The 22,683-nt window shown below is 66.9% G+C and carries 21 protein-coding genes; 15 read left to right on the forward strand and 6 right to left on the reverse strand.

Annotated elements, in window-relative coordinates; genetic code table 11:
• Positions 1 to 5 precede the first annotated feature (5 nt).
• Together ribA and EU800_RS28795 are read left to right on the forward strand one after the other, a co-directional pair.
• Positions 6 to 1,088, forward strand: a complete 1,083-nt coding sequence (ribA, locus tag EU800_RS28790; protein ID WP_129633400.1) for a GTP cyclohydrolase II — start codon at positions 6 to 8, stop codon at positions 1,086 to 1,088.
• Positions 1,085 to 1,579 (forward strand): L,D-transpeptidase, encoded by a 495-nt coding sequence (locus EU800_RS28795; RefSeq protein WP_129633402.1) that lies wholly within the window; start codon positions 1,085 to 1,087, stop codon positions 1,577 to 1,579. Before ribA ends, EU800_RS28795 begins: the two co-directional genes overlap by 4 nt.
• Positions 1,580 to 1,671: 92 nt before the next feature.
• Here EU800_RS28795 and EU800_RS28800 read toward each other — a convergent pair whose 3' ends face one another.
• The 3 genes from EU800_RS28800 to EU800_RS28810 all read right to left on the reverse strand — a co-directional run bounded on the left by EU800_RS28800 (position 1,672) and on the right by EU800_RS28810 (position 5,038).
• The gene (locus EU800_RS28800) at positions 1,672 to 2,325 is read right to left on the reverse strand and encodes a YggS family pyridoxal phosphate-dependent enzyme (RefSeq protein ID WP_129633404.1); all 654 of its coding nucleotides are present in this window, start codon (positions 2,323 to 2,325) and stop codon (positions 1,672 to 1,674) included.
• A complete protein-coding gene (locus EU800_RS28805) occupies positions 2,315 to 3,799 on the reverse strand; it encodes a sulfotransferase (protein ID WP_165354668.1) in 1,485 nt (494 codons plus the stop codon). Before EU800_RS28805 ends, EU800_RS28800 begins: the two co-directional genes overlap by 11 nt.
• A 102-nt stretch (positions 3,800 to 3,901) precedes the next feature.
• Positions 3,902 to 5,038, reverse strand: coding sequence for a porin (locus EU800_RS28810; RefSeq protein ID WP_129633407.1), 1,137 nt, complete (start codon positions 5,036 to 5,038; stop codon positions 3,902 to 3,904).
• A 252-nt stretch (positions 5,039 to 5,290) separates the two neighbouring features.
• Between EU800_RS28810 and EU800_RS28815 the strand changes: the two genes are divergently transcribed.
• The 7 genes from EU800_RS28815 (at position 5,291) to EU800_RS28845 (ending at position 12,712) form a co-directional block, all read left to right on the forward strand.
• Positions 5,291 to 5,785, forward strand: a complete 495-nt coding sequence (locus EU800_RS28815) for a DUF3576 domain-containing protein (RefSeq protein WP_129633409.1) — start codon at positions 5,291 to 5,293, stop codon at positions 5,783 to 5,785.
• Between the two features lie 81 nt (positions 5,786 to 5,866).
• The gene (gene leuS / locus EU800_RS28820; protein ID WP_129633411.1) at positions 5,867 to 8,617 is read left to right on the forward strand and encodes a leucine--tRNA ligase; all 2,751 of its coding nucleotides are present in this window, start codon (positions 5,867 to 5,869) and stop codon (positions 8,615 to 8,617) included.
• Positions 8,604 to 9,104 (forward strand): LPS assembly lipoprotein LptE, encoded by a 501-nt coding sequence (gene lptE / locus EU800_RS28825; RefSeq protein WP_129633413.1) that lies wholly within the window; start codon positions 8,604 to 8,606, stop codon positions 9,102 to 9,104. Before leuS ends, lptE begins: the two co-directional genes overlap by 14 nt.
• On the forward strand, positions 9,101 to 10,132 hold the full coding sequence (gene holA, locus EU800_RS28830; protein WP_129633415.1) for a DNA polymerase III subunit delta: 1,032 nt from the start codon (positions 9,101 to 9,103) through the stop codon (positions 10,130 to 10,132). Before lptE ends, holA begins: the two co-directional genes overlap by 4 nt.
• Positions 10,133 to 10,201: 69 nt before the next feature.
• Positions 10,202 to 10,807, forward strand: a complete 606-nt coding sequence (locus EU800_RS28835; protein WP_129633417.1) for a glutathione S-transferase family protein — start codon at positions 10,202 to 10,204, stop codon at positions 10,805 to 10,807.
• A gap of 71 nt (positions 10,808 to 10,878) precedes the next feature.
• Positions 10,879 to 11,508: a ribonuclease HII gene (locus EU800_RS28840; protein WP_129633419.1), complete on the forward strand. Its 630-nt coding sequence runs from the start codon at positions 10,879 to 10,881 to the stop codon at positions 11,506 to 11,508.
• 91 nt (positions 11,509 to 11,599) lie between these two features.
• A complete protein-coding gene (locus tag EU800_RS28845; RefSeq protein WP_129633421.1) occupies positions 11,600 to 12,712 on the forward strand; it encodes a site-specific DNA-methyltransferase in 1,113 nt (370 codons plus the stop codon).
• Positions 12,713 to 12,880: 168 nt separating this feature from the next.
• Here the strand turns inward: EU800_RS28845 and EU800_RS28850 are convergent, their stop codons facing one another.
• A complete protein-coding gene (locus tag EU800_RS28850) occupies positions 12,881 to 14,083 on the reverse strand; it encodes a bifunctional 2-polyprenyl-6-hydroxyphenol methylase/3-demethylubiquinol 3-O-methyltransferase UbiG (RefSeq protein WP_129633423.1) in 1,203 nt (400 codons plus the stop codon).
• A 710-nt stretch (positions 14,084 to 14,793) separates the two neighbouring features.
• Positions 14,794 to 15,792 (reverse strand): A/G-specific adenine glycosylase, encoded by a 999-nt coding sequence (locus tag EU800_RS28855; protein ID WP_129633471.1) that lies wholly within the window; start codon positions 15,790 to 15,792, stop codon positions 14,794 to 14,796.
• A gap of 151 nt (positions 15,793 to 15,943) precedes the next feature.
• Here EU800_RS28855 and EU800_RS28860 point away from each other — a divergent pair, with 151 nt between their 5' ends.
• Together EU800_RS28860 and EU800_RS28865 are read left to right on the forward strand one after the other, a co-directional pair.
• Positions 15,944 to 16,486: a DUF721 domain-containing protein gene (locus EU800_RS28860; RefSeq protein WP_129633425.1), complete on the forward strand. Its 543-nt coding sequence runs from the start codon at positions 15,944 to 15,946 to the stop codon at positions 16,484 to 16,486.
• Positions 16,483 to 17,136, forward strand: coding sequence for a DsbA family protein (locus EU800_RS28865; RefSeq protein ID WP_129633427.1), 654 nt, complete (start codon positions 16,483 to 16,485; stop codon positions 17,134 to 17,136). The genes EU800_RS28860 and EU800_RS28865 overlap by 4 nt, the downstream gene beginning before the upstream one ends.
• Positions 17,137 to 17,191: 55 nt before the next feature.
• On the opposite strand, the gene EU800_RS28870 is transcribed toward EU800_RS28865, so the two are convergent.
• Positions 17,192 to 18,421: a DNA methyltransferase gene (locus EU800_RS28870; RefSeq protein ID WP_129633429.1), complete on the reverse strand. Its 1,230-nt coding sequence runs from the start codon at positions 18,419 to 18,421 to the stop codon at positions 17,192 to 17,194.
• Between the two features lie 165 nt (positions 18,422 to 18,586).
• On the opposite strand from EU800_RS28870, the gene EU800_RS28875 reads away from it, so the two are divergent.
• From EU800_RS28875 to EU800_RS28890, 4 genes are all read left to right on the forward strand, one after another.
• Positions 18,587 to 19,534 (forward strand): ABC transporter permease, encoded by a 948-nt coding sequence (locus tag EU800_RS28875; protein WP_129633431.1) that lies wholly within the window; start codon positions 18,587 to 18,589, stop codon positions 19,532 to 19,534.
• Entirely contained in the window at positions 19,531 to 20,352 is an 822-nt protein-coding gene (locus EU800_RS28880; protein ID WP_242500577.1) for an ABC transporter permease, read from the forward strand. The genes EU800_RS28875 and EU800_RS28880 overlap by 4 nt, the downstream gene beginning before the upstream one ends.
• Positions 20,349 to 21,911, forward strand: a complete 1,563-nt coding sequence (locus EU800_RS28885) for an ABC transporter ATP-binding protein (protein WP_242500578.1) — start codon at positions 20,349 to 20,351, stop codon at positions 21,909 to 21,911. The genes EU800_RS28880 and EU800_RS28885 overlap by 4 nt, the downstream gene beginning before the upstream one ends.
• 72 nt (positions 21,912 to 21,983) lie before the next feature.
• Positions 21,984 to 22,682, forward strand: a complete 699-nt coding sequence (locus EU800_RS28890) for a Crp/Fnr family transcriptional regulator (RefSeq protein ID WP_129633436.1) — start codon at positions 21,984 to 21,986, stop codon at positions 22,680 to 22,682.
• The last annotated feature ends 1 nt before the right edge of the window (position 22,683 follow it).

The following is a 22,683-nucleotide window of genomic DNA, read 5'->3' on the forward strand; positions in this document are numbered from 1 at the left end:
GCCCGATGCCGCTCTCACCGACCCCCGCCGAACGCCGCGCCCGTGCCCGCGCCGATCTGCGCATGGGGCTGCCGGTCTGCCTGACCCAGGGCGGCGCGGCGGCCCTGGTGGCAGCGGTCGAAACGCTGGGGCCGGTGCGCTTCGAACAGCTCACGGCAGGCGGTGCGGCGGTGATGGTGGTCACCGCGCGCCGCGCCGAGACGCTCAAGGCACGCGCCTATGACGGGGACCTGGCCCGGATCGAACTCCCTCCCGGAGCGAGCCTTGGATGGGCGCAGGCGGTGGCCGATCCGGTGGACGATCTTTCCGAGCCGATGAAGGGCCCCTTCCGGACCGCGCGCGGCGGCGACGTCGCGCTCCACCGCGCCGGCATCGCGCTGGCAAAGGAGGCGCGGCTTCTGCCGGCGGTCCTGTTTCATCCATGGGAGAGTGCCCAGGCCGCGCGGGCCGAGGGGCTGACGGTCCTCGACCTTGCCACCGACCTGCCACGCGAGGAGGGCGCGCGCTATTCGCATGTCGTCTCGGCGCGGCTGCCGATGGCGCTGGCCGAAGCCGGACGGCTCCACATCTTCCGCCCCGACGACGGGGCCGAGGAGCATTACGCGGTCGAGATCGGCCAGCCCGACCGCGCAGCGCCGGTGCTGGCGCGGTTGCATTCGGCCTGTTTCACCGGCGATCTGCTCGGCTCGCTGAAATGCGATTGCGGGCCGCAGTTGCGCGGTGCGTTGAAGGAGATGGGCGAGGCGGGGGCCGGCGTGCTGCTTTATCTCAACCAGGAGGGCCGGGGCATCGGGCTCGCCAACAAGATGCGCGCCTATGCGTTGCAAGACCAAGGGTTCGACACCGTCGAGGCGAACCACCGGCTGGGCTTCGAGGATGACGAGCGCGACTTCCGGATCGGCGCAGCGCTGCTGCGGGAGATGGGGTTTGGCGCGGTGCGGCTGATGACCAACAACCCCGCCAAGATCGAGATGATGCGGGCGCAGGGGATCGAGGTCACCGAGCGGGTGCCGCTGAAGGTCGGTCACAACGAGATCAACGCTGGGTACCTTGCCACCAAGGCGGCCAAGTCGGGGCATCTGCTATGACGCCGGAAGAGCTCGTTTTGACCCCGCGCGGGTTGCTGTTCCTCAACCGGCGGTTCCCCGTGGCCATCGGTCGCGGCGGGCTCCGTTCCGACAAGCGCGAAGGCGACGGCGCGACGCCGCGGGGGGTGCATCATGTCGCCGGCCTTTACTACCGTCCCGACCGCGTCGCGCCGCCGGCGCCCTGGGCCGTGCCGATCGGGCCGGGCGATCTCTGGTCGGACGATCCGGCCGATCCCGACTACAATACACATGTCCGCCGGCCGCATGGCTTTGGCCACGAGCTTCTGCGGCGGGCCGACCGACTCTATGACATCGTGCTCACGACCGACTGGAACTGGCCGGACGCGGTGCCGGGCCGCGGCTCGGCGATCTTCCTGCATGCCTGGCGCAAGCCGCGCCACCCAACCGAGGGCTGTATCGCACTGCGCCGCGACCATCTTGCCTGGATCGCGGCACGGGCTGCGCCGGGCACATCAATCCGTGTTCCCTGACAAAACGGGCCGGACCCGAAAACCGCATTCCAGGACCGAGAGTTGCCCCAAACGGACCCGCTGCAGTGTCGCCCGCGCGATCCGTTCAGCCGTCAGCCGTAGTCGCGCTCGCCGAAAATCGCCGAGCCGACCCGGACATGCGTGGCGCCGAGCGCAATGGCGCGCTCGAAATCCCCGCTCATTCCCATGGAGAGCCCGGACAACCCGTTGCGCTCTGCGAGTTTCGCCAGCAATGCGAAATGCAGCGACGGCTCCTCCTCAACCGGCGGGATGCACATCAGCCCCTCGAGCGGCAGGTCGAGCGCGCGCACCTCGGCAACGAACGCGTCGAGATCATCCGGCAACACGCCCGCCTTCTGCGGCTCCTCGCCGGTGTTGACCTGAATGAAGAGCGGCGGACAGGCGCCGCGCTCCTGCGCGAGCCGCGCCAGTGTGGTGGCGAGCTTCGGCCGGTCGAGCGTGTGGATCACATCGAAGAGCTCCAGCGCCGCCCGCGCCTTGTTGGTCTGCAACGGGCCGATCAGGTGCAGTTCGACATCCGTAAACCGCTCGCGCAGCTCCGCCCACTTGCCCTGTGCTTCCTGCACCCGGTTCTCGCCATAGACCCGGTGCCCCTCCGCGAGGGTCGCCACGACCCGCTCCAGCGGCTGCACCTTCGACACCGCGATCAGCGTCACCGCCCCCGCGGGCCGGTTCGCCTCCTGCTCCGCCGCGGCGACGCGGGACCGAATCTCCTCAAGCGCCATCGAGCTCAACTCCTTCGCGTTCAAGCGCCGCAACAAGCGGCGCGAGGTCCTTCTCATAAGTCCGCCAAAGCGCCGAGGAACTGCGGTAGATCGGCTGCCGGACCTGGGCAACCGACAGCGTCCGGACCGGCCCCTTGCTCTTGTGGAACTCGAGGCAGGCATCCTCCCAGTCAAGCCCGACCGCCGCGATCAACGCCCGAGTCTGCTGTTCGGGGTCGGCCACGAGATCCTCGTAGCGGATTTCGTGAAAGCCACCGGGCAGGGCGCCGCGCCAGAAATCGAGCATTTTCAGAAAGGTGGCATAGTAGGCGGCGAGATCCTCGAGGTCATACGCGTAGCGATGCGTGCCCTGGGCGAACATGTTCTTGTAGATTGAATAGAGGCCGTCGCGCGGATCGCGCCGCACGACCACGAAGCGGGCCGAGGGTATTGCCTGTTTCAGCAGGCCCATCACCAGGTGCGACTGGATCGACTTGTCGGTGATCGCGCGGCCGAACTCATGCGTGCCGCGGAGCGCCGCTTCGTAGTCGGCGCCGAGCTGCGCGATACGCGCCGCATCGAGCTCCGACATCGCCCGGAAGCTGCCATCCGGTTTGCGGATCGCGCCATAGCTGAGTTGCAGCGCATAGCGCATCTCGCCGCCGCCTGTCACCTGGGAATGACTGGCCAGGATCTGTTCGACCAGCGTCGTGCCGGACCGCGGCAGGCCGGTGACGAAGATCGGGGTGAATCCGGGCCCCTCCGGCCTAGTCGGCGTGAAATCGTGGCCCGCGAAGGCCGCGATCAGCCGGTCGACCTCGTCCCGGCGCTCGGAGACATCGTATCCGTAGGCTTTCTTCATCGCCGCGTTCGCCGGCCGCAGGTAGCGGAAGACCGCGTCGTGGCGCTTGCTGTCCTCCATCGCCTTGGCCATGGCGAACTCGATCTGGACTCGCGCGGTCCGCGTCAGTTTCGGATTCGCGAGCGCCTTCTTCATCCGCCCGATCAATGGATCCGTCGCGGCGATCTTCCGGTTTGCAACGAGCATCCGGTACGGCTCGCCCCTGAGCGGGTCGAGCTTAAGCGCCTGTTGCAGTTCTGCCTCCGCCGCATCGAAATCGCCCGCGAGCTGGAGCACCAGCGCCTTCTCGACGCGGTAGCTGGGATTCTTTGGTGCGGCGGCGATGAGCGGGTCATAGACAGCCGTCGCTGCGTCGAACTGACCCTGCGCGGCCAGAAGCTCCCCAAGTGCCGACAAGATCGCCGGTTCAGTCGGCCGCACCGCGCGCGCATGTTCGAGATGACTGATGGCTGCATCGATCCGACCCTGCTGCCGGGCGATTCGGGCGAGCTGGAAATGGGCTTCGGCCAGCGACGGCGTCGCGGCAACCAGCCGCTCCAAAAGCGTCTGCGCCTCGGCGAGTCGGCCGGCCTTCTGCAGGGCCAGTGCCTTGGTGAAATCCTGCTTGATCCTGGCGCTGTCGAGCGGAAGCATACGGCCCTCTCCGGTTCCTGTGCTCCCTGCTATCATTCGCGGCGCCAAAAAGAAAAGAGCGGGCAAGTGCCCGCTCTTCCCTGAATTCGCTCTGATCGGAGATCAGAAGGACATCGACAGACCGAAGGAGAAGGTGTCGAAGTCGGACTTCAGCTTGCCGCCGGCCGGGCCGGACAGGTCGACCTGGGACCAGCCGTAGCCGGCCAGGATCGAGAGACCGCCACCGAGGTCGTAGCCAGCAGCAGCACCCCAACCGGTGGTGTCGAGCTCGCCGCCACCATCGTATTCGAAGTTGTGCTCACCGTAGTTGGCGTGGATCGAGAACGCGTCGAAGGCGTAGCCCGCGCCGACACCCCAGTAGGAGCCCTTGTCGAGGTTGTCGCCGCTCCAGTCGGAGTAGATACCGCCGAAGGAGAAGCCGTTGTCCATCTGGTAGCCGCCGGAGATGGCCCAGACCGAGGTGTTCTCGCCGAGGGCAACGGTAATTTGGTCAGCAGTGGCGCTGTTCCGGTCGTAGCCGAAGATCTGCTCGAGTTCGTCGATCTGATCCTGGTCCAGATCGGCGATCTGCTCGGCGAGGTCCTGAACCTGCAGGTCGGTCAGACCGAAGGAGACGGCGCCGAAATCGGCTTGCTGGTAACCGATGCCGCCCATCAGGGTGCCCGGGCCAACCTGACCGGAGTATTTGGCACCGATCGCCCAGTTGTAGTCGAAGCGGTCTTCGTCGGCTTGATCGAGAGCGAAGTCGGACCTGTCGTCCTGCTCGATGGACACCGCGAAGCCGAAGTCTTCGTAGGTGTAGTCGTAGCGGAGGATCTGGCCGTCATAGGTGCCGTCGAGCCAAACGTCCTGCCAGCCCCAGTGAGCGGTTTCAGAGTCGTCGATCGAGCCCGGGTCACCCCAGGTGTCGAGGCCCTGGATCGCCCAGTCGAGAGCGCCGTCGGTGTCACCCAGGGTGACGGTGCCGAACTCGCCGGACAGGAAGATGTCCACGCCCTGGTTGTTGAAGTTGGAGCCAAGCCCGCCAGCCTCGTCGAGGTCGACATTGGCACCGAACGTCAGACCGTTGTCGGTTTCACCGGACATGGTGAAGTCGACGTCGACGTCCTGGAAGAACTGGGTGGTGATGTCGCTGCCACCGGCAACGCCCATCTCGGCCCAGCCGGAGACGGTAACTTCAGCAGCCGCGGCGCCGGCGAAGGCGACCAGGGCGGTCGAAGTGAGAAGAACCTTTTTCATCGTTTTCCCTCGTGTATCTCAAGAGTTCACCACAACTCGGGGACCGAATGGACGTGAGTCCGAATTGGGTATGAGCAAGTGTCTCGCTCCACAGCGGTTCGATTGCAAGGCGGTGTTGGGAGGAGCAATCCGGGTGCCGGGATTTGGTGCAGCTTTGCCACAGTGGCGGAACTCCGCCTCGCCTCTAAAGGCTTGTGAGCCTGCCATCGCTCGGATAGAGAAGCGAAAAGAGCGTTTGGAGGGGCAGAGGGCATGACCTTCGCACGACTGGTTCGGATCGGCTCCGCGGTGAGTCTGGTGGCGTATCTTTCCGCTTGCGGGGGATTCGGCATCTCCGGCGATGTCGATCCCAATAACCTGCCCGACGAATACAACCCGAAGCTCGACGAGAACTTCAACGAGCGCGAGACGATCTGGGATCTGTTTACCAATGTCGACGATCCCAACATCACGCTCCGCGTCAACCGCTACCTCTGGGTCGCCTCGCTCGACATCCTGAACTTCCTGCCGATCCAGCGGGTGGACCCGTTCTCCGGCGTCATCGTTACAGGGTACGGCACGCCGCCGGGCGGCGGGCGCGCCTATCGTGCGACCGTCTATATCACCGATCCGGCGCTCGACGCGCGCTCGCTCAAGGTGGCGATCTCCACCAATTCGGGCCCGGCCGATGCCGACACCGTCCGTGCCGTCGAGGACGCGATCCTCAACCGGGCGCGGCAGCTGCGCATCCAGCAACTCGCCCTCTGAGGCAACGCCCGGGCTGGACGCTGGCGGGTCGCGCGCTTATCACGGCGCGCAACGATGCATTTCCGCTAGCCGAGGTACGCGATGTCCCGCCTGATCCCGTCCGAGATCGAACCGAAATGGCAAGCCGCCTGGGACGAGGCCGGCATCTTCCGGGCGAAGCGCGATCCCGCGCGGCCGAAATACTACGTCCTCGAGATGTTCCCCTACCCGTCGGGCCGAATCCATATCGGGCATGTCCGCAACTACACCATGGGCGACGTCATCGCGCGCTACAAATCCTCCTGCGGATTCAGCGTGCTGCACCCGATGGGCTGGGACGCCTTCGGGATGCCGGCAGAGAATGCCGCGATGGCGTCGGGCGGCCACCCGAAGGACTGGACCTATTCCAACATCGCCGACATGCGCGGCCAGATGAAGCCGCTTGGCCTGTCGATCGACTGGTCGCGCGAATTCGCCACCTGCGACCTGGAATACTACGCTCAGCAGCAGCGCATGTTCATCGACATGCTGGAGGCCGGGCTGATCTATCGCAAGAACGCGGTGGTCAACTGGGACCCGGTCGACATGACGGTGCTGGCCAACGAGCAGGTGGAGAACGGGCGCGGCTGGCGCTCGGGCGCGCTGGTCGAGCGCAAGGAACTCACCCAGTGGTTCTTCAAGATCTCGGATTTCTCCGAGGAGCTTCTTGAGGCGCTGGACGGTCTGGACAACTGGCCCGAGAAGGTCCGGCTGATGCAGGCCAACTGGATCGGCAAGAGCCGCGGCCTGCAATTCGGGTTCGAGACCGTCGACGCGCCGGACGGCTTTGACCGGATCGAGGTCTACACCACCCGCCCCGACACGCTGATGGGCGCGAGCTTCCTCGGCATCTCGCCGGACCATCCGCTGGCCAGGGCGCTGGAAGCGGAGAACCCCGACATCGCCGCCTTCTGCGCCGAGTGCCGCCGCATGGGCACCTCAGAAGAAGAGCTCGAGACGGCGGAGAAGAAGGGAATCGACACCGGCCTTACGGTGCGCCACCCGCTCGACCCGAGCTGGGAACTGCCGATCTGGATCGCCAACTTTATCCTGATGGATTACGGCACCGGCGCGATCTTCGGCAGCGCCGGGCATGACGCGCGCGACCTCGAATTCGCGCGTAAATACGGGCTCCCGGTCGTGCCGACCTTCGAGCCCGTCGAGACACCAGAGGATTTCGTCCCTGCGGACGCCGGCGGCGATGTCTACCTGCCGCCGAAAAGCGAGAAGGTCCGCTTCATCAAGGGATTCGCGGGCGAGGAGATCCAAACCGGCGACGAGGCCATCGCCGCCGCCATCTCGTTCTTCGAGGAGAAGGGGCTCGGCACAGGAGTCACGAAGTTCCGCCTGCGCGACTGGGGTCTCTCTCGCCAGCGCTACTGGGGCTGCCCGATCCCCGTCGTGCATTGCGAAAGCTGCGGCGTGGTGCCGGAGAAGCGCGAGAACCTGCCGGTGGAGCTGCCCTATGACGAGGACGGCAAGCCGATCGACTTCTCCGTCCCCGGCAACCCGCTCGACCGGCATCCTTCCTGGCGCGACGTGCCCTGCCCTGCCTGCGGCAAGCCGGCCGGGCGCGAGACCGACACGATGGACACCTTCGTCGATTCGTCGTGGTATTTCGCCCGCTTCACCGCGCCCCATGCCGAAACGCCGACCGTGGCCGAAGAGGCCGACTATTGGATGAACGTCGACCAGTATATTGGCGGCATCGAGCACGCGATCCTGCACCTGCTCTATTCGCGCTTCTACGCTCGCGCCATGCACCTGACCGGCCACCTGCCCGCGAAGTGCAAGGAGCCCTTCGAGGCCCTTTTCACTCAAGGCATGGTGACGCATTCGATCTACCGGCTCGATGACCAACGTATTGCGACCGGCGTTCAGGTAATCGGCACTGAATCAGATGCCGAACTCGAGGAATACACTAAGACTGAGGCGACCCGGATTAACTACTTGTTTCCTGAAGAAATCTTGGAGTTCTCGGATGAGTTCGGAGTAAAGAAGGCACTTCTCCGCCAAGTTCTGGAAAGGGATGGGGTCGATCCATCGAACAGTCAGGCGCTCAGCGAGGCGTGGCACCGTGAGTTTGATCAACGGCGGGAAGTGAAAATTATCCCCTCCGCCAAGATGTCGAAATCCAAAAAGAACGTTGTCGACCCGGTCGACATCGTCCGGAAATACGGCGCCGACACCGCGCGCTGGTTCGTAATGTCCGACAGCCCGCCGGAGCGCGACGTGGAATGGACAGCCGCCGGCGCCGAGGCTGCTTTCAAACATCTCGGCCGGGTCTACCGGATGGCCCATGACCTTCGGGAAGCCGGCGCGCCCGACGGCGGCGCGGAGGATGTCGCTCTGGAAAAAGCGACGCACCGGGCGATTGCCGACGTGACCGCGGGGATCGAGGGCTTTGCCTTCAACACCTCCATCGCCAAGCTCTACGCCTTCACCAATACCATCGCCAAGTCACAGGCGAGCGCCGGGGCGAAGGCGCAGGCGATGCGCGTCATGGCGCAGCTCCTGTCGCCGATGACGCCGCACCTGGCCGAAGAGGTCTGGTCGCTGCTCGGCGGCGCCGGGCTGGTGGCGCGGGCCGCCTGGCCCGAGGCGGACCCGGCGATGCTGGTCGAGGACACCGTCATCCTGCCGATCCAGATCAACGGCAAGCGGCGCGGCGAGATCGAGGTCGCCAAGGAGGCCGACAAGGCCACGGTCGAGGCGCTGGTCCTGGCCCATGACGCGGTGGTCCGCGCACTTGACGGAAGCCAGCCCAAGAAACTCATCGTGGTGCCGGGGCGGATCGCGAATGTGGTCGTCTGATCGCAGAACCCTGCTTGCCGGCCTCTCGGCATGCCTCCTCGCCACGGGCTGCGGCTTTACGCCGGTCTACGCGCCGGGCGGAGTGGGCGAGCGCCTGCGCGGTCAGGTCCAGGCCGCGGCGCCGTGGGATCCGCGAGGCTACTATTTCGTCGAGCGTTTTGAGGAGCGCCTTGGGCGGGCCGGCGACGCCGCACCGTATCAACTCAACCACGTCACGACGATCGCGGTCGAGTCGCTCGCGGTCACGCCGACGAACGAAACCTACCGCTACAACCTCGTGGGCGAGCTTGAATTCAGTGTCGTGGACCGGTCGACCGGCGCGGTCCTGACCAGCGGCACCGAGAGCAACTTCACCAGCTACTCGGCAATCGGCACCACGGTGGCCACGCGCGCGTCGCAGAAGGATGCCGAGCGGCGGCTGATGTTCATCCTGGCCGACCAGGTCGCCACCCGGCTGGTCGCCACCGCCGGAACCTGGCTGCCGTGAAACTCTCTTCCCGCGACGCCAACGCCTTCTTCGCGAAGCCGGATGTGCGACGTGCGGGGCTGCTGATCTATGGCGCCGACGCGATGCGGGTGGCGCTCCGGCGGCAGGACCTCGTGGCGGCGCTGATCGGACCCGAGGGCGACAGCGAAATGCGACTCACTCGGATGCAGGCGGCCGAGCTGCGCCGCGACGGCGCGGCGCTGACCGACGAGGTCAAGGCGACGGGCTTCTTCCCCGGCCAGCGCGTGGTGCTGGTCGAGGAGGCCGGCGACGCTCAGAGCGCGGCGATTGCCGCGGCGCTCGACGACTGGTCGGAGGGCGACGCGATGATCGTCGTCACGGCCGGAACGCTGGCTGCCCGCTCGAAGCTGCGCAAGCTTTTCGAGGACCATTCCAACGCGCTCGCCGCGGCGATCTACGACGATCCGCCAAGCCGCGCGGAGATCGAGGCCGAACTGAAACGCGCCGGTCTTGCCCGGATCGATCCGGCCGCAATGGGCGATCTCGAGGCGCTTGCCCGTGCGCTCGACCCCGGCGATTTCCGCCAGACGCTGGAGAAGATCTCGCTCTACAAACGCGGCGATTCCGAGCCGTTGACGAGCGGAGAGATCGCAGCACTCGCGCCCGCGACCATCGAGGCCGCGGTGGACGACGTGCTGCACGCCGTCGCCGAGGGGCGTGACGGCGATATCGGCCCGCTGATGCAGAAGCTCGGCGGCCAGGGCGAGACGCCGGTCTACCTCACCATCGCCGCGCTGCGCCATTTCCGCGCGCTGCACGCCGCGGCCGCTGATCCCAAGGGCCCCGCCGCCGGCATCGCCCGCCAGCGCCCGCCGGTCTTCGGACCACGCCGCGACCGGATGATTCGCCAGGCCCAGGGATGGAGCCCCGACCGGCTCGACCGCGCGCTCTCGACGCTCATCGACACCGATCTCGCACTGCGCTCAGCCGGGCAGACGGCACCGCAGATGGCGCTGGTGGAACGTGCCTTCCTGCGGCTGGCGCATCTGAAAACCCGCGGCCGCTGATACCCGGTCTTCCGGCTTTACCCTCCATCCCGCCCGTGCCAGCCTTGGAGCATCTGGGGAGGACCATCCATGTATACCGTGATCGGAAGCTCGAAGAGTCGCACTTTGCGTGTCCTCTGGATGCTGGAAGAGTTGGGGCTGGAATACGAACATGTGCCGTCGCCGCCCCGTTCGCCCGATGTCGTGGCGATGAACCCGACGGGCAAGGTGCCGGTGCTCGTGGTCGACAACACGCCGATCACCGATTCCACCGCCATTCTCACCTATCTCGCCGATTGCCACGGAAAGCTCACATATCCCGCCGGCACGCTGGAACGCGCGCGGCAGGACAGTCTGACGCAATTCCTGCTCGACGAGTTCGACGCCGCGCTCTGGATGGCGGCGCGGCATTCCTTCGTGCTGCCCGAAGAGCTGCGGGAAAGCGCGATCAAGAAGAGCCTGAAGTGGGAGTTCGAGCGCAGCCAGACGGCGCTCGCTGCCCGGATGGGCGAAGGGCCGTTCCTGATGGGCGAGGTGATGACGGTGCCCGACATCATCCTCACCCATTGCGGAAACTGGGCGCAGATCGCGCGTTTCCCGATCACCGAGCCCGGGCTGCGCGGCTATCTCGGCCGGATGTTGGCCCGCCCAGCACTGAAACGGGCGATGCGGAGCGAGCGGCGCTCGGTGGGGTAATGGTCCGCCGGGCGCGAGTGGCGCGCCAGATCCCGCTTGCATCACGGCGCCGCCTGCGCTTGACCCGTTCCATGACACCCGACCTCTCGCTCGAACTTGCTGCCAGGGCGGCCGGCCACCGGATCATTGCCGGGGTCGACGAGGTCGGACGCGGCCCGCTTGCCGGCCCCGTGACGGCCGCCGCCGTCATCCTCGATGCGGCCGACATCCCGCCGGGTCTGAACGATTCCAAGAAGCTCACCGCCAGGCGACGCGAGGCGCTGGCCCTCGAGATCACCGCCCGCGCCGAGGTCGCCATCGTGCATGTCGGTATCGAGGAGATCGACCAGCTCAACATCCTTCGCGCCTCCCATCTCGCGATGGAACGCGCGCTTGCGGAACTCCGCCCCGCGCCGGATCTCGCCCTGATCGACGGCAACCTGCTGCCGCGAGCGCTGCCCTGCTCCGGTCGCGCCGTGGTCCGGGGCGACGCGACCTGCCTCTCGATCGCCGCCGCCTCGATTGTCGCCAAGGTGGCGCGCGACCGCCTGATGGTGGATTTGGCGCAACAGCACCCCGGCTATGGTTGGGAGCGCAACGCCGGCTATCCGACAAAAGAGCATCACCTGGCGCTTCGAGATCTTGGCGTGACCCCACACCATAGACGTTCCTTCGCTCCGGTGCGCAATATCTTGTATCAAGGGGTTTCTTCAAGCCCTTGATTCAAAAAAGAATTTGACCACGAATCACCTTTGACTCAAACTGCCCTCAACACGACGTCCGAAATAAACGGGACGCGGGGACGAGGCAGACATGACCAAGACGACCACCAAGGCGGCGCAGGCAGCGCTGCCGCTGAACACGATCCTTGCCGGCGATTGCGTCGAGGAAATGAGGGCGCTTCCGGAGGGCTCCATCGACCTCATCTTTGCCGACCCACCCTACAATCTCCAGCTCAAGGGCAACCTCCACCGCCCAGACAATTCGCTGGTCGACGCGGTCGACGACGCCTGGGACAGTTTCGCCTCCTTCGCGGCCTATGACCGTTTCACCGCCGCTTGGCTGGCCGAGGCGCGCCGCTTGCTGAAGCCCGACGGCGCGATCTGGGTGATCGGGTCCTATCACAACATCTTCCGCGTCGGTGCGAAGCTTCAGGACGCAGGCTTCTGGATCCTCAATGACGTCGTCTGGCGCAAGTCGAACCCGATGCCGAATTTCCGCGGCAAGCGCCTCACCAACGCACATGAGACGATGATCTGGGCCGGCAAGTCCGAGGCCAGCAGATACACTTTCAACTACGAGGCGTTGAAGGCGCTGAACGAAGGCGTGCAGATGCGGTCGGACTGGGTCTTGCCGATCTGCAATGGCGGCGAGCGGCTGAAGGATGCCAATGGCGACAAGGCGCATCCGACACAGAAGCCCGAGAGCCTCCTGCACAGGGTTCTGATCGGCACGACAAATCCCGGCGACGTGGTGCTCGATCCGTTCTTCGGCACAGGCACGACCGGCGCAGTGGCCAAGATGCTGGGTCGCGATTTCATCGGCATCGAGCGCGAGGCGAGCTATCGCAAGGTAGCCGAGGACCGGATCGCCCGGACCCATAGGCTCGACCGGGAAGCGCTGACGGTCACTACGTCGAAGCGCGCCGAGCCGCGCGTGCCGTTCGGCCAGTTGGTGGAACGCGGCATGCTGCGGCCGGGCGAGGTGCTCACTAGTCCCGCCGGCAAGGCGGCCAAAGTGCGCGCCGACGGAACGCTCATTGCCAAGGACACCAAGGGCTCGATTCACCAGGTCGGCGCCGCGCTTGAGGGGGCGCCCTCGTGCAACGGCTGGCTCTACTGGCATTTTAAGCGCGACGGCAAGCCGGTTCCGATCGACGTGCTGCGCCAGCAGATCCGCGCCGAGATGGCCGCCCGCCCCAACTGAAACCAGGAAATCACACGCGTTACCGCCGGTGCCTGTAGCCTGACATGGACGGCACCATGACTGCCCCGCCCCCTAAGGGCGGGGCCTTTTCGTCCGGGACGCGGCACGCGCGTTGGCTAGTCGGACCGGGAAGAACCGGCACGTTGCCCCTGCCTGCATGGTCCCAATTCAGACCGGAAGCCGGGAATAGTGCAGGATACCCCAGCCGCTCAGTGCCCGGTCGACCTCCGACCAGAGCGCCCCGAAACCGACCGGATCGAGTCGCGCGCGCGCCGCAATTGCCGACAGCGGCGTGCGGCCGTCGACCGTGGCGACCAGCGGCGCCGCCTTCTTCGGGATCTGCATCCGGACCGCCTCGCTGGCCAGCGTCACGCGGACCTGTCCCTTCGCGGCAATTGCTTTCGCCAGCGCCGGACCGGCCACGCCCTTCAGATGTGGCACTATCGAGAGGTCGCGCGGGCGGGCGTTCGCCTCTCCCGCGCGGTCGGGCCAGGTCGCGTAGGCGATGTGAACCTTGATCGTTCCTCGGAGGTTTTCGGCCAGTTGCATCGTCGCAACCGGCCCAAGATCCGGCGCGAGCCCGTCCGGCAGATAGGGGGACGGATCGTATTGCGCCGGCGGCACCATGGCGACGCAGGCGAGGCCGGCCCGGTCCAGGGCGGCGTGCAGCTCGGTCACTGTATAGGGGCGGTCGCGTCCATGCAGCAGCAGGTCGAGAAACCCCGCGTCGCTCGCCATATGATCGACGAGATGCGGGTTGCGCTTGAACGGATGACCGTCGGGCACCCGCTCGAGGATCTGCCGGGCCGCCGCGATGGCGTCCTTCGGGGACAGGCCGTCGGTGACGGCGTTCAACGCGTCCTGCAGCGGATAGACGCCGGCACGGCCATGCGGGGCATAGACCATCAGCCCGATCCCGCCGCCCGGCGCGAGCGACGCGGCGAGCGCGTCGAAGCCGGCCTGTGGATCGGGCAGGTGGTGCAGCACGCCGCAGCAGTCGATATAGTCGAATGTCCCGTGATGATTCGCGTTCAGCAAGCTATCGGTGTGAAACCGGATGCCCTTCAGGCCCCGCGCGGCGACCCGCGCCTCGGCGACCTCGCGCGCCTTGGCGGAGAGGTCGAGATAGGTGATCTCGTGCGGGACGCCCGCCCGGGTCAGGATTTGCGCCAGCTGCACGAGCCCGTCGCCGGTTCCGCCGCCGGCAACGAGAATGGAGGTCCCTGCCGCCCAGTCCCGCTTGCCGCCAAAGAGGTGGTGGTCGAGCTCGACCGGGAAAGAGGGGGAGCCGACGATCAGCCGGCGCGTCTCTTCGGCCGGGTCGCGGTCGGGATAGGGATAGTCCTCGTATTGGCGCTGCACCTTGTCCATGCGCGCCAGTTGCCGTTCCGGTCCGGCTGGATGCAAGGGCTTTCTGGCGCGGCGTCGGGTTGGTGGCCCGCTTGCAGAATGTCCAATCCGCGATCTCGGGATAGAACTGCCGCCGCCAGATCGGTGGGATCATGGGAAAGAAGGCCCGAAGCAGATACCCAACCGGAACGCCCGGTAATGCCAAAGGGAAAATCGATGGGTGATGCCACGGAAGTCCCTTTCGGGCGAGCATCTCGCGCTCTGCACGAAAGGCGGAGAGGACGCATGCCGGCAGCGCACGGAAGAAATTGCGGTGAAACCCCTCTTTGAAACACGCGGTAACCGTTTCGCGCGGCGTGCCGGCCAGGATCGGAAGCCAGATCCGGGTAGAGAGCCGATACCAGACGAGTTGACCGTCGGTCGTTGCGGGATCGGCGTTGTCCTCGTTGAGTCCGGTCAGCGCGTCGAGAAGCGAGAACATCCCCCGGGAGAAGATCGGTGGAGCGAAGACGAACACGCCGCTACAGGTCGCCGCGAGACAGGCAAGCGGGACCATCGGGAGCGAGAGCCAGAAGGGCGCGGCCCTGGAGATGTGAGCAACCTGCGGCGCGGGGACCGTTCTCGGCGCTTTCGGTGGTCAGGGACGCAGGGACGCAGGGACGCAGGGACGCAGGGACGCAGGGACGCAGGGACGCAGGGACGCAGGGACGCTACGCCGTTCGGCAGCGGGATCAACGCGCCGCCAACGCCGGTTCGGCAAGGGTCCAGACCTTTCGCATCAAGGTTGGCAGCGATGCCGGCGAAAAATCCGCATTGTCCACGAATTCGCCACGCCGCGCGGCGGCTCCCCGCGGCACCTCGGCGACCCGCAGCGCGAGGCGGAGGTGGAAATGCGTGAAGGTATGGCGGACCTCTTCGGACACTGCGCGCCAGTCGGCGGCGAGCGGCGGGGCCTCTGAGGGGTCCGTTCCCCAATCGCTCCCGGGCCAGCCGAGCATGCCGCCCAGCAGGCCCCGCGGCGGCCTCCGCTCGAGCAGGAGCGCACCGTCGTCGCGCCGGGCGACATAGGCATAGCCGTAGCGCACCGGCTTGGGCCGCTTCGCCACTTTCGCCGGCAACTCCGCAGCGATGCCCGCCGCGCGCGCGGCGCAGGGACCGACCAGCGGGCAGATACCGCAGGCCGGAGCGCCCGGCGTGCAGATCGTCGCGCCGAGATCCATCATCGCCTGGGCGTGGTCGCCCGGTCGATTTGCCGGTGTCAGCCGCGCGGCCAGCAAGGTCAGCTCCGGCTTGGCCGCGGGCAGCGGCGTTCGCACTGCGAAGAGGCGAGAGACGACACGCTCGACATTGCCGTCGACCACCGTTTCGGGCCGGTCGAAGGCGATCGCGGCGATCGCGGCGGCGGTATAGGGACCGATGCCGGGCAAGGCCAGCAGCGCCTCGCGGCTGTCCGGGAAGCGTCCGCCGTGACCCTCCGCAACCACGCGCGCGCATTTCACGAGGTTTCGGGCACGGGCGTAATAGCCAAGCCCGGCCCATTCGGCCATCACCGCTGAATCTTCGGCCTCAGCAAGCGCCGCGACATCCGGCCAAAGAGCGGTGAAGCGGAGAAACTTGTCCCGCACCGCAGCAACCGTGGTCTGTTGCAGCATGACCTCTGACAGCCAGACCCGATAGGGGTCCGGCCGCTCCCCGGCACGGCGCGCAGACGGACCGACACGCCAGGGCATGGCGCGGGCATGGCGGTCATACCAGTCAAGGAGCGCCGCGCCGGCGGCGGCGATGTCGCTGTCACGCAATCTTTATGTCCCCTCGATGCGAAGCTCTGGCCCCCGTCGCCGAGTGGGGTAGAATAGCGCCGAACAGAGGGAAAGCCAGAGCGTGACGACATCGAAGGACAGTGAGACGCCCCGGCGCAAGCGCGGGTTCGAACGGACCTCGCGCATTCTCGCGCAGCGCATCCGCAAGGCGTCGGAAACCCGCGGATTCTCGGAGTCCCGGGTGCTGACCCATTGGGCCGAGATCGTTGGCGAGGCAGTCGCCGCCGTCGCCCGGCCTGTCTCTGTCAGCTACTCCAAGGGCGGCTTCGGTGCGACGCTGACATTGCTGACCACCGGGGCGCAGGGGCCGATGCTGCAGATGCAGGAGCCGAAACTGCGCGAGAAGATCAACGCCGTCTACGGTTACAACGCCATCTCCCGCATCCGTTTCACCCAGACCGCACCGACCGGGTTCGCCGAAGGCCAGGCGGCTTTCGCCCCGGCGGCTGTTACGACCCGGCCCGCACTTGAACCCGCCACCCGCCGTGGCGCGGCGAACCTCGCCGAGGGCGTGAACGACGACGCATTGCGCCGCGCGCTCGAGGCGCTCGGAGCAGAAATCCTCAACAGATCGAAAAAGACCGAACCGGAGACCCCCCTATGAAGCGTTATCTGACCGCGGCGGCCTTTGCCGCCATCGCCGCCGCCGGAACCGGCTACTGGATGAGCCAGCAAGCCAGCGGGCCGGTGTCGATGCCGACTCTGGTCGGCGCAGCCGAGGCATCCGAGAGCCAGACCATCACCGAGATGACGCTCGGGGATCCGGACGCGAAGGTGCATGTGATCGAATATGCCTCCTTCACCTGCCCGCATTGCGCGAATTTCGAACAGTCGGTGTTGCCTGAAATCCGGCGGAACTACATCGACGAAGGCAAGATCCGCTTCACCTTCCGGGACGTCTATTTCGACCGCTACGGGCTATGGGCCTCGATGGTCGCCCGCTGCGATCCGATGCGGTATTTCGGCGTGCAGAACCTGCTCTTCGAGGACATTTCGGGCTGGGCTGGCGGCGAGCCGGCGCAGGTCGCCGACAACCTGCGTAAGATCGGCCGCAAGGCGGGGCTGACCGACGACCAGGTCAACGCCTGCCTGCAGGATGCCGACAAGGCGCAGGAACTCGTGGCATGGTGGGAAGCCAATTCGGAGGAACACGGCATCAATTCGACGCCGAGCTTCATCATCGACGGCGAGAAATATTCCAACATGCCCTACGAGGATTTCGCCAAGATCCTCGACGAGAAACTGGCGGAATAACGAAGCCGCATTGCCTGGTACCGGGCCCCGTGTCCGCGCGGGGTCCGGTGCGGTGTCATATCCGCCGCAGGAGGACGATGCGGTTGCTGTTCGTTCCCTTGGACCCGTTCGCGACGCCCCAGCAATTCGCGGTCTTGGTGAAGTCCTGATCGTTCACCATCACGCCCAGGCGCTCGAAAGGCAGCCCTTCCGCAGCGCGCCAGACGAGCCTTTCGAGCAGCACCCGACCACTGCGCACCTCGCCAACCTCGAAGGCGACGTGGCCGCCGGATCGCAGGATCCGGGCCTGTTCCCCGAGCACCGACGCCACCATGTCCGTCCAGGCCTCCTCCGTCCGGTGCATGTCGATCGCCACCCTGTCCGGGTCGATCCCGGCGAACCAGCATCGAAGCCAGTTGTCGGCGGCATAGTGCACGATGTCGAGAAAGGGCGGCGAGGTCACCACGAGGTCGACCGAGCCGTCCGCAATCTGCGGCGTTCGCGAAGCGTGTCCGGTCAGCAACCGGCTCCCGACCGCAGCGGCGGCGCTGCCGTCGCGCAGGAGGGAGCGGGTCTTCCGGGCGATGATCCGGGCCACGTCGCGTTTTGGCGGCGACTGGCGCAGCCGCTCGTTGATCCGGAGTTGTGAACGGATCGAGACGGCCTGGTTCGGTGGCATCGAGCGCCCCGAGAAGAACCCCGACGAATGGCCTGAGAGCCGACCGAGCGCGACCATCCGGATCCAGTCCGCCACCGGGTCGACCTCGGTGGACCCGAGCGGCGCCCGTGCCGCGAGCCAGGCCCGCAACGCCTCGAGCCTGCGAAGTGTCGTCGGATGGTAGAATGCCAGAAGATCCGTGCGTCCGATCCTGCCGCCAGACCAGTCGATGGTCTCGAGCGCCGCCATGACATCCCCGAGGGACACCGACGCAAGACGCGGACGCGTGAGGAGGACCGAGAGCGGGTTGATATCGTTCCCTAAGGCGCGCCGCCCCATCAGCGCCGCCTGAACCGGGGTCGTGCCGCGCCCCATGAAAGGGTCATGGACCGTATCGCCCGCACGCGTCAGCCGCGCGATGAAGAACTCGGGCAGCTGCGCCTTGAAGCAGGCGCGGTAGGAGATCTCGTGGATCGCGTGCGATTTTCGCTGAGCCGACGTCCAGAACTCGTTGACGAAATAGCGGATACCGTCGACGTCTTCGACATCGGTCGCCCGCCCGAACCCCGCGAAATCCCGGATCTCCGCGACGAGGTCGGCCGTCGCAACCGGATGGCCGGAGGACTCGAGGGAAGAAGCCCGGTTCATGCGATGTCTGGCGGTTCCTGGAGCTGCCGTCATGCCCTCCCGATAGCGCGCCGGAACCTGTTCCGGCAAGCCGTCTCGCCGCCGCCGGTCACGGACCGCCGGTCCCGTGCGGGTCCGTCCGCCTTCGCACTGGCGCCCGGTATCGACGGCGGCTAGGCTCCGGCCATGCTTCGCTACGCCGCCACGCGCCTGATCTCGCTCACCTTGTCGCTCGTCGCGGCGAGCCTGGTGATCTTCGCCGTGGTCGAGGTGATCCCCGGCGACCCGGCCGCCTACATGCTGGGGCTGAACGCCGCGCCCGAGGCGGTCGCGGCGCTGCGCGAGGATCTCGGCCTCTCCGGCGGGCTGGTCGAACGCTACCTGACTTGGGCGGGGGGCATGCTCACCGGCGATTTCGGCACCTCCTATACCTATCGCGTCCCGGTGGCCGACCTCGTCGCCGCGCGGCTCTGGATCTCGCTGCCGCTTGCGCTCTACGCGCTCGCCCTCTCGACGCTGCTCGCGCTGCCCGTCGGCATGCTCGCGGCCGCCCGCCGCGGCCGCGTCACCGACTACGGCATCATGGGCTTCACCCAGCTCGGCATCGCCGTGCCGAATTTCTGGTTCGCCATGTTGCTCGTCGTTCTGCTCGCGATCACATACCCTATCTTCCCCGCCGGCGGCTTCCCCGGCTGGGATGCCGGAATCCTGCCAGCGCTTCGCGCGCTCACCCTGCCGGCGGTCGCCCTCGCGCTGCCGCAGGCCTCGATCCTCGCCCGTGTCATGCGCTCGGCGCTGATCGAAACGCTCAGCCAGGACTATATCCGCACCGCCCGCGCCAAGGGCCTCACCGAGGGCCAGGCGATCCGCAACCACGGCATGCGCAACGCGCTCATTCCGGTGCTCACCATCATCGGCCTGCAATTCTCCTTCCTGCTCGCCGGCGCGATTATCATCGAAAAGGTCTTCTTCCTGCCCGGGCTCGGCCTGCTGATCTTCCAGGGCATCACCCAGCGCGACCTCGTGGTGGTCGAATCGGTGGTCATGCTGCTGGTCTTCGCCGTCATCCTCGTCACCTTCCTCGTGGATCTCGCCTACGCGCTGGTCGACCCCCGTCTGAGGCATGCGCGATGAGGCTTCCGGTCCAGCTGCTTCTCGGCGCCCTACTCTTCGGCCTCTTCCTCGCGGCGGCCCTGCTCTCGCTGGTCTGGACACCACATGCGGTGACCCAGCTCGACATCGCCGCGAAACTCGCCCTGCCCGGCCACGGCCACCCGCTCGGCACGGATCACCTCGGGCGCGACATGGTCTCGATGCTGATGGCCGGCGCGCGCACCTCGATCGCCGTGGCGCTTCTCGCCGTTGGCATCGGCATCGCGCTCGGCGTGCCGCTGGGGCTCACCGCCGCCGCCCGCCGCGGATCGCTTCTCGACGAGATCATCATGCGCGGCAACGACCTGATCTTTGCCTTCCCCTCGCTCGTGATCGCCATCCTCATCACCGCCGTCTTCGGCCCCTCGGCGGTCAACGCCATCCTCGCCATCGGCATTTTCAACGTGCCCGTCTTCGCCCGTGTCGCCCGCGGCGCGGCGCTCACCATCTGGCCGCGCGAGTTCATTCTCGCGGCCCGCGTCGCCGGCAAGGGACGCGCGCGGATCTCGGCCGAGCACATCCTGCCCAACATCGCCAGCCTCCTCGTCGTGCAGGGCACAATCCAGTTCTCCATGGGCATCCTCGCCGAAGCGGGCCTCTCCTATGTCGGCCTCGGCGCGCAGCCGCCGACCCCCTCGTGGGGCCGCATGCTCGCCGACGCCCAGACCTTTATCTACGCCAACCCGCGCCTCGCGGTCCTTCCCGGCCTCGCCATCGTGCTGACCGTGCTCGGGCTCAACCTGATGGGCGACGGGCTCCGCGACTTTCTCGACCCGCGGCTTCGGAGGGCCGTCCGGTGATCGGTATAGAGCGCCTTTCGGTCGTGCTCGGCGGCGTCCCTGTGCTGCGCGACGTCTCGCTCGCCATTCCACCCGGCAGGACGCTGGGGCTGGTGGGCGAGAGCGGATCGGGCAAGTCGATGACGGCCTTCTCGGTGATGCGCCTCTTGCCGCAGGGCGCGCGGGTGACGGGGGAGATCACGCTCGAGAGCCGCTCGCTCGCGTCCCTTTCCGAACGGCAGATGTGCGCGGTCCGCGGCGCCGAGATCGGCATGATCTTTCAGGAGCCGATGACCGCGCTCAACCCGGTCCGGACGATCGGCGACCAGGTTGCCGAAACGCTCCTCGTGCATGGCGCGGCCACCCGGTCCGAGGCGCAGGGCGTCGCCCGGGAACGGCTCGCCCGGGTCGGCCTTTCGCCCGACCGGTTTCCGCTCGACCGCTACCCGCACGAGCTTTCCGGCGGCCAGCGCCAGCGGGTCTGCATCGCGCTCGCCATCGCGCTTCGCCCCAAGCTGCTGATCGCCGACGAGCCCACCACGGCGCTCGACGTGACCACCCAGGCGCAGATCCTGGCACTCCTGCGCGAGCTGGTGCGCGAGGAGGGAATGTCCTGCCTCTTCATCACCCACGACCTCGCTGTGGTCGCCGAGATGGCCGACGAAATCGCGGTGATGCAGGCAGGCGGGGTGGTCGAACAGGGGCCGACCGGAACGGTCCTGCGCGAGAAGCGCCACCCCTATACGCGCGCGCTCTTCGAGGCGTCCGGGCACCAGCCCGCGCGGACGACCAGGGTCGAGGACGCGCCGCTGCTCGAGGTTCGCGGAGCGGTCCGCGACTACGCGCTGAAGCGGGTGCGGTTCTTCGGTCCGCGCCCCGCCTTCCGGGCGGTGGACGGGGTGAGCTTCGCGCTCCGGCGCGGCGAGAGCCTCGGGCTCGTGGGCGAATCCGGCTGCGGCAAGTCCACCCTCACCCGCGCCATCCTCGGGCTCGAGCCCCTGCAGGGCGGCGAGATCCGGCTCGACGGCGCGCCGGTCTCGCCCGACATGCCGCCCGAGTTGCGCCGCCGCATGCAGGTCGTGTTTCAGGACCCCTACGGCTCGTTCAACCCGCGCCACCGCGTCTCGCGCCTGCTGACCGAGCCGTTCCACCTGACCGGTCAGCCGCCCGACCTCGACAACCGCATCGCCGAGGCGCTGGAGAATGTGGGCCTCACCGCATCGGATGCCGAGAAATTCCCGCACGAGTTCTCCGGCGGCCAGCGCCAGCGCATCGCCATCGCGCGCGCCCTGATCGCGCGGCCGGAGCTGATCGTGCTGGACGAAGCGGTCTCGGCGCTCGATGTCCGCGTCAGGGCTCAGATCCTCGACCTGCTCGCGGACCTGCAGGCACGGTTCGCCTTAAGCTATCTCTTCATCGCGCATGACCTGAGCGTGGTGCGCTCGGTGACCGACCGGGTCATGGTGATGCGCGTGGGCAGGATCGTGGAGGAGGGCGAGACCGAGGCGGTATTCTCCGCACCGCAGGACGGCTACACGCGCGCACTCCTGAAAGCGGCGCCGGTCCTGCCTGCTGCCTGAACGCGGCGCGGAAGCTATTCAGCCGCTCGGTTCTGTGCTTTTCTCAAGGTCCTGACTCCCAAGGGAAACCCGATGGAACTGACGATCGACTCCGCATTCTCGACCGGTGGGCTTGTCGGGCACTTCTCTTATCTGCTGCTCGTCGTCTCGATGCTGATGCGGAAGATGATCTACCTGCGCTTGCTGGTGATCGCCTCGTCGCTGGTGGCCATCGCCTATGTCCTGATCTGGCTGAAGGACCCGGTCGGCATCTTCTGGGAAAGCCTGCTGGTCACCGTCAATATCGGTCAACTGGCGGTGATCTGGTATCATTCCGTCGTCGGGCAGTTCACGGAAGAGGAACGCCTGCTCACCGAAGTGCAACTTGGAATCGCCGAGCCGGCGCTCCGGCGGCGACTGCTCTCCTGTGGCGTCTGGTGCGACGAGCCGGTCGGAACCGAGCTGACCCGGGAGGGAACCACTCCGTCGCATCTGGTCTATCTCGCTGCTGGACAAGCGCAGATCTTCCGGGATGGCCACAGCGTGGCCAAATGCGGCGCGGGCAATTTCGTCGGAGAGATGTCACTGTTCCAGCGCGACCACCAGGCCAACGCGAGCGCCGTCGTCTCCGCGCCGGCCCGCTGCTGGAAGATCTCGCACGAGCGCATTCGGCACCTGCGCGACACGCATCCCGAGCTGGCGCGCGCCATCGACGTCGGGCTGGCGCGGGACATGCGCCGCAAGATCGAGACGGGAAATGCCTCCCGCGTCACGGAGACCGCGGGAGGCTAAT

The organism is Tropicimonas sp. IMCC6043 (assembly GCF_004146235.1).
GTDB lineage: Bacteria > Pseudomonadota > Alphaproteobacteria > Rhodobacterales > Rhodobacteraceae > Tropicimonas.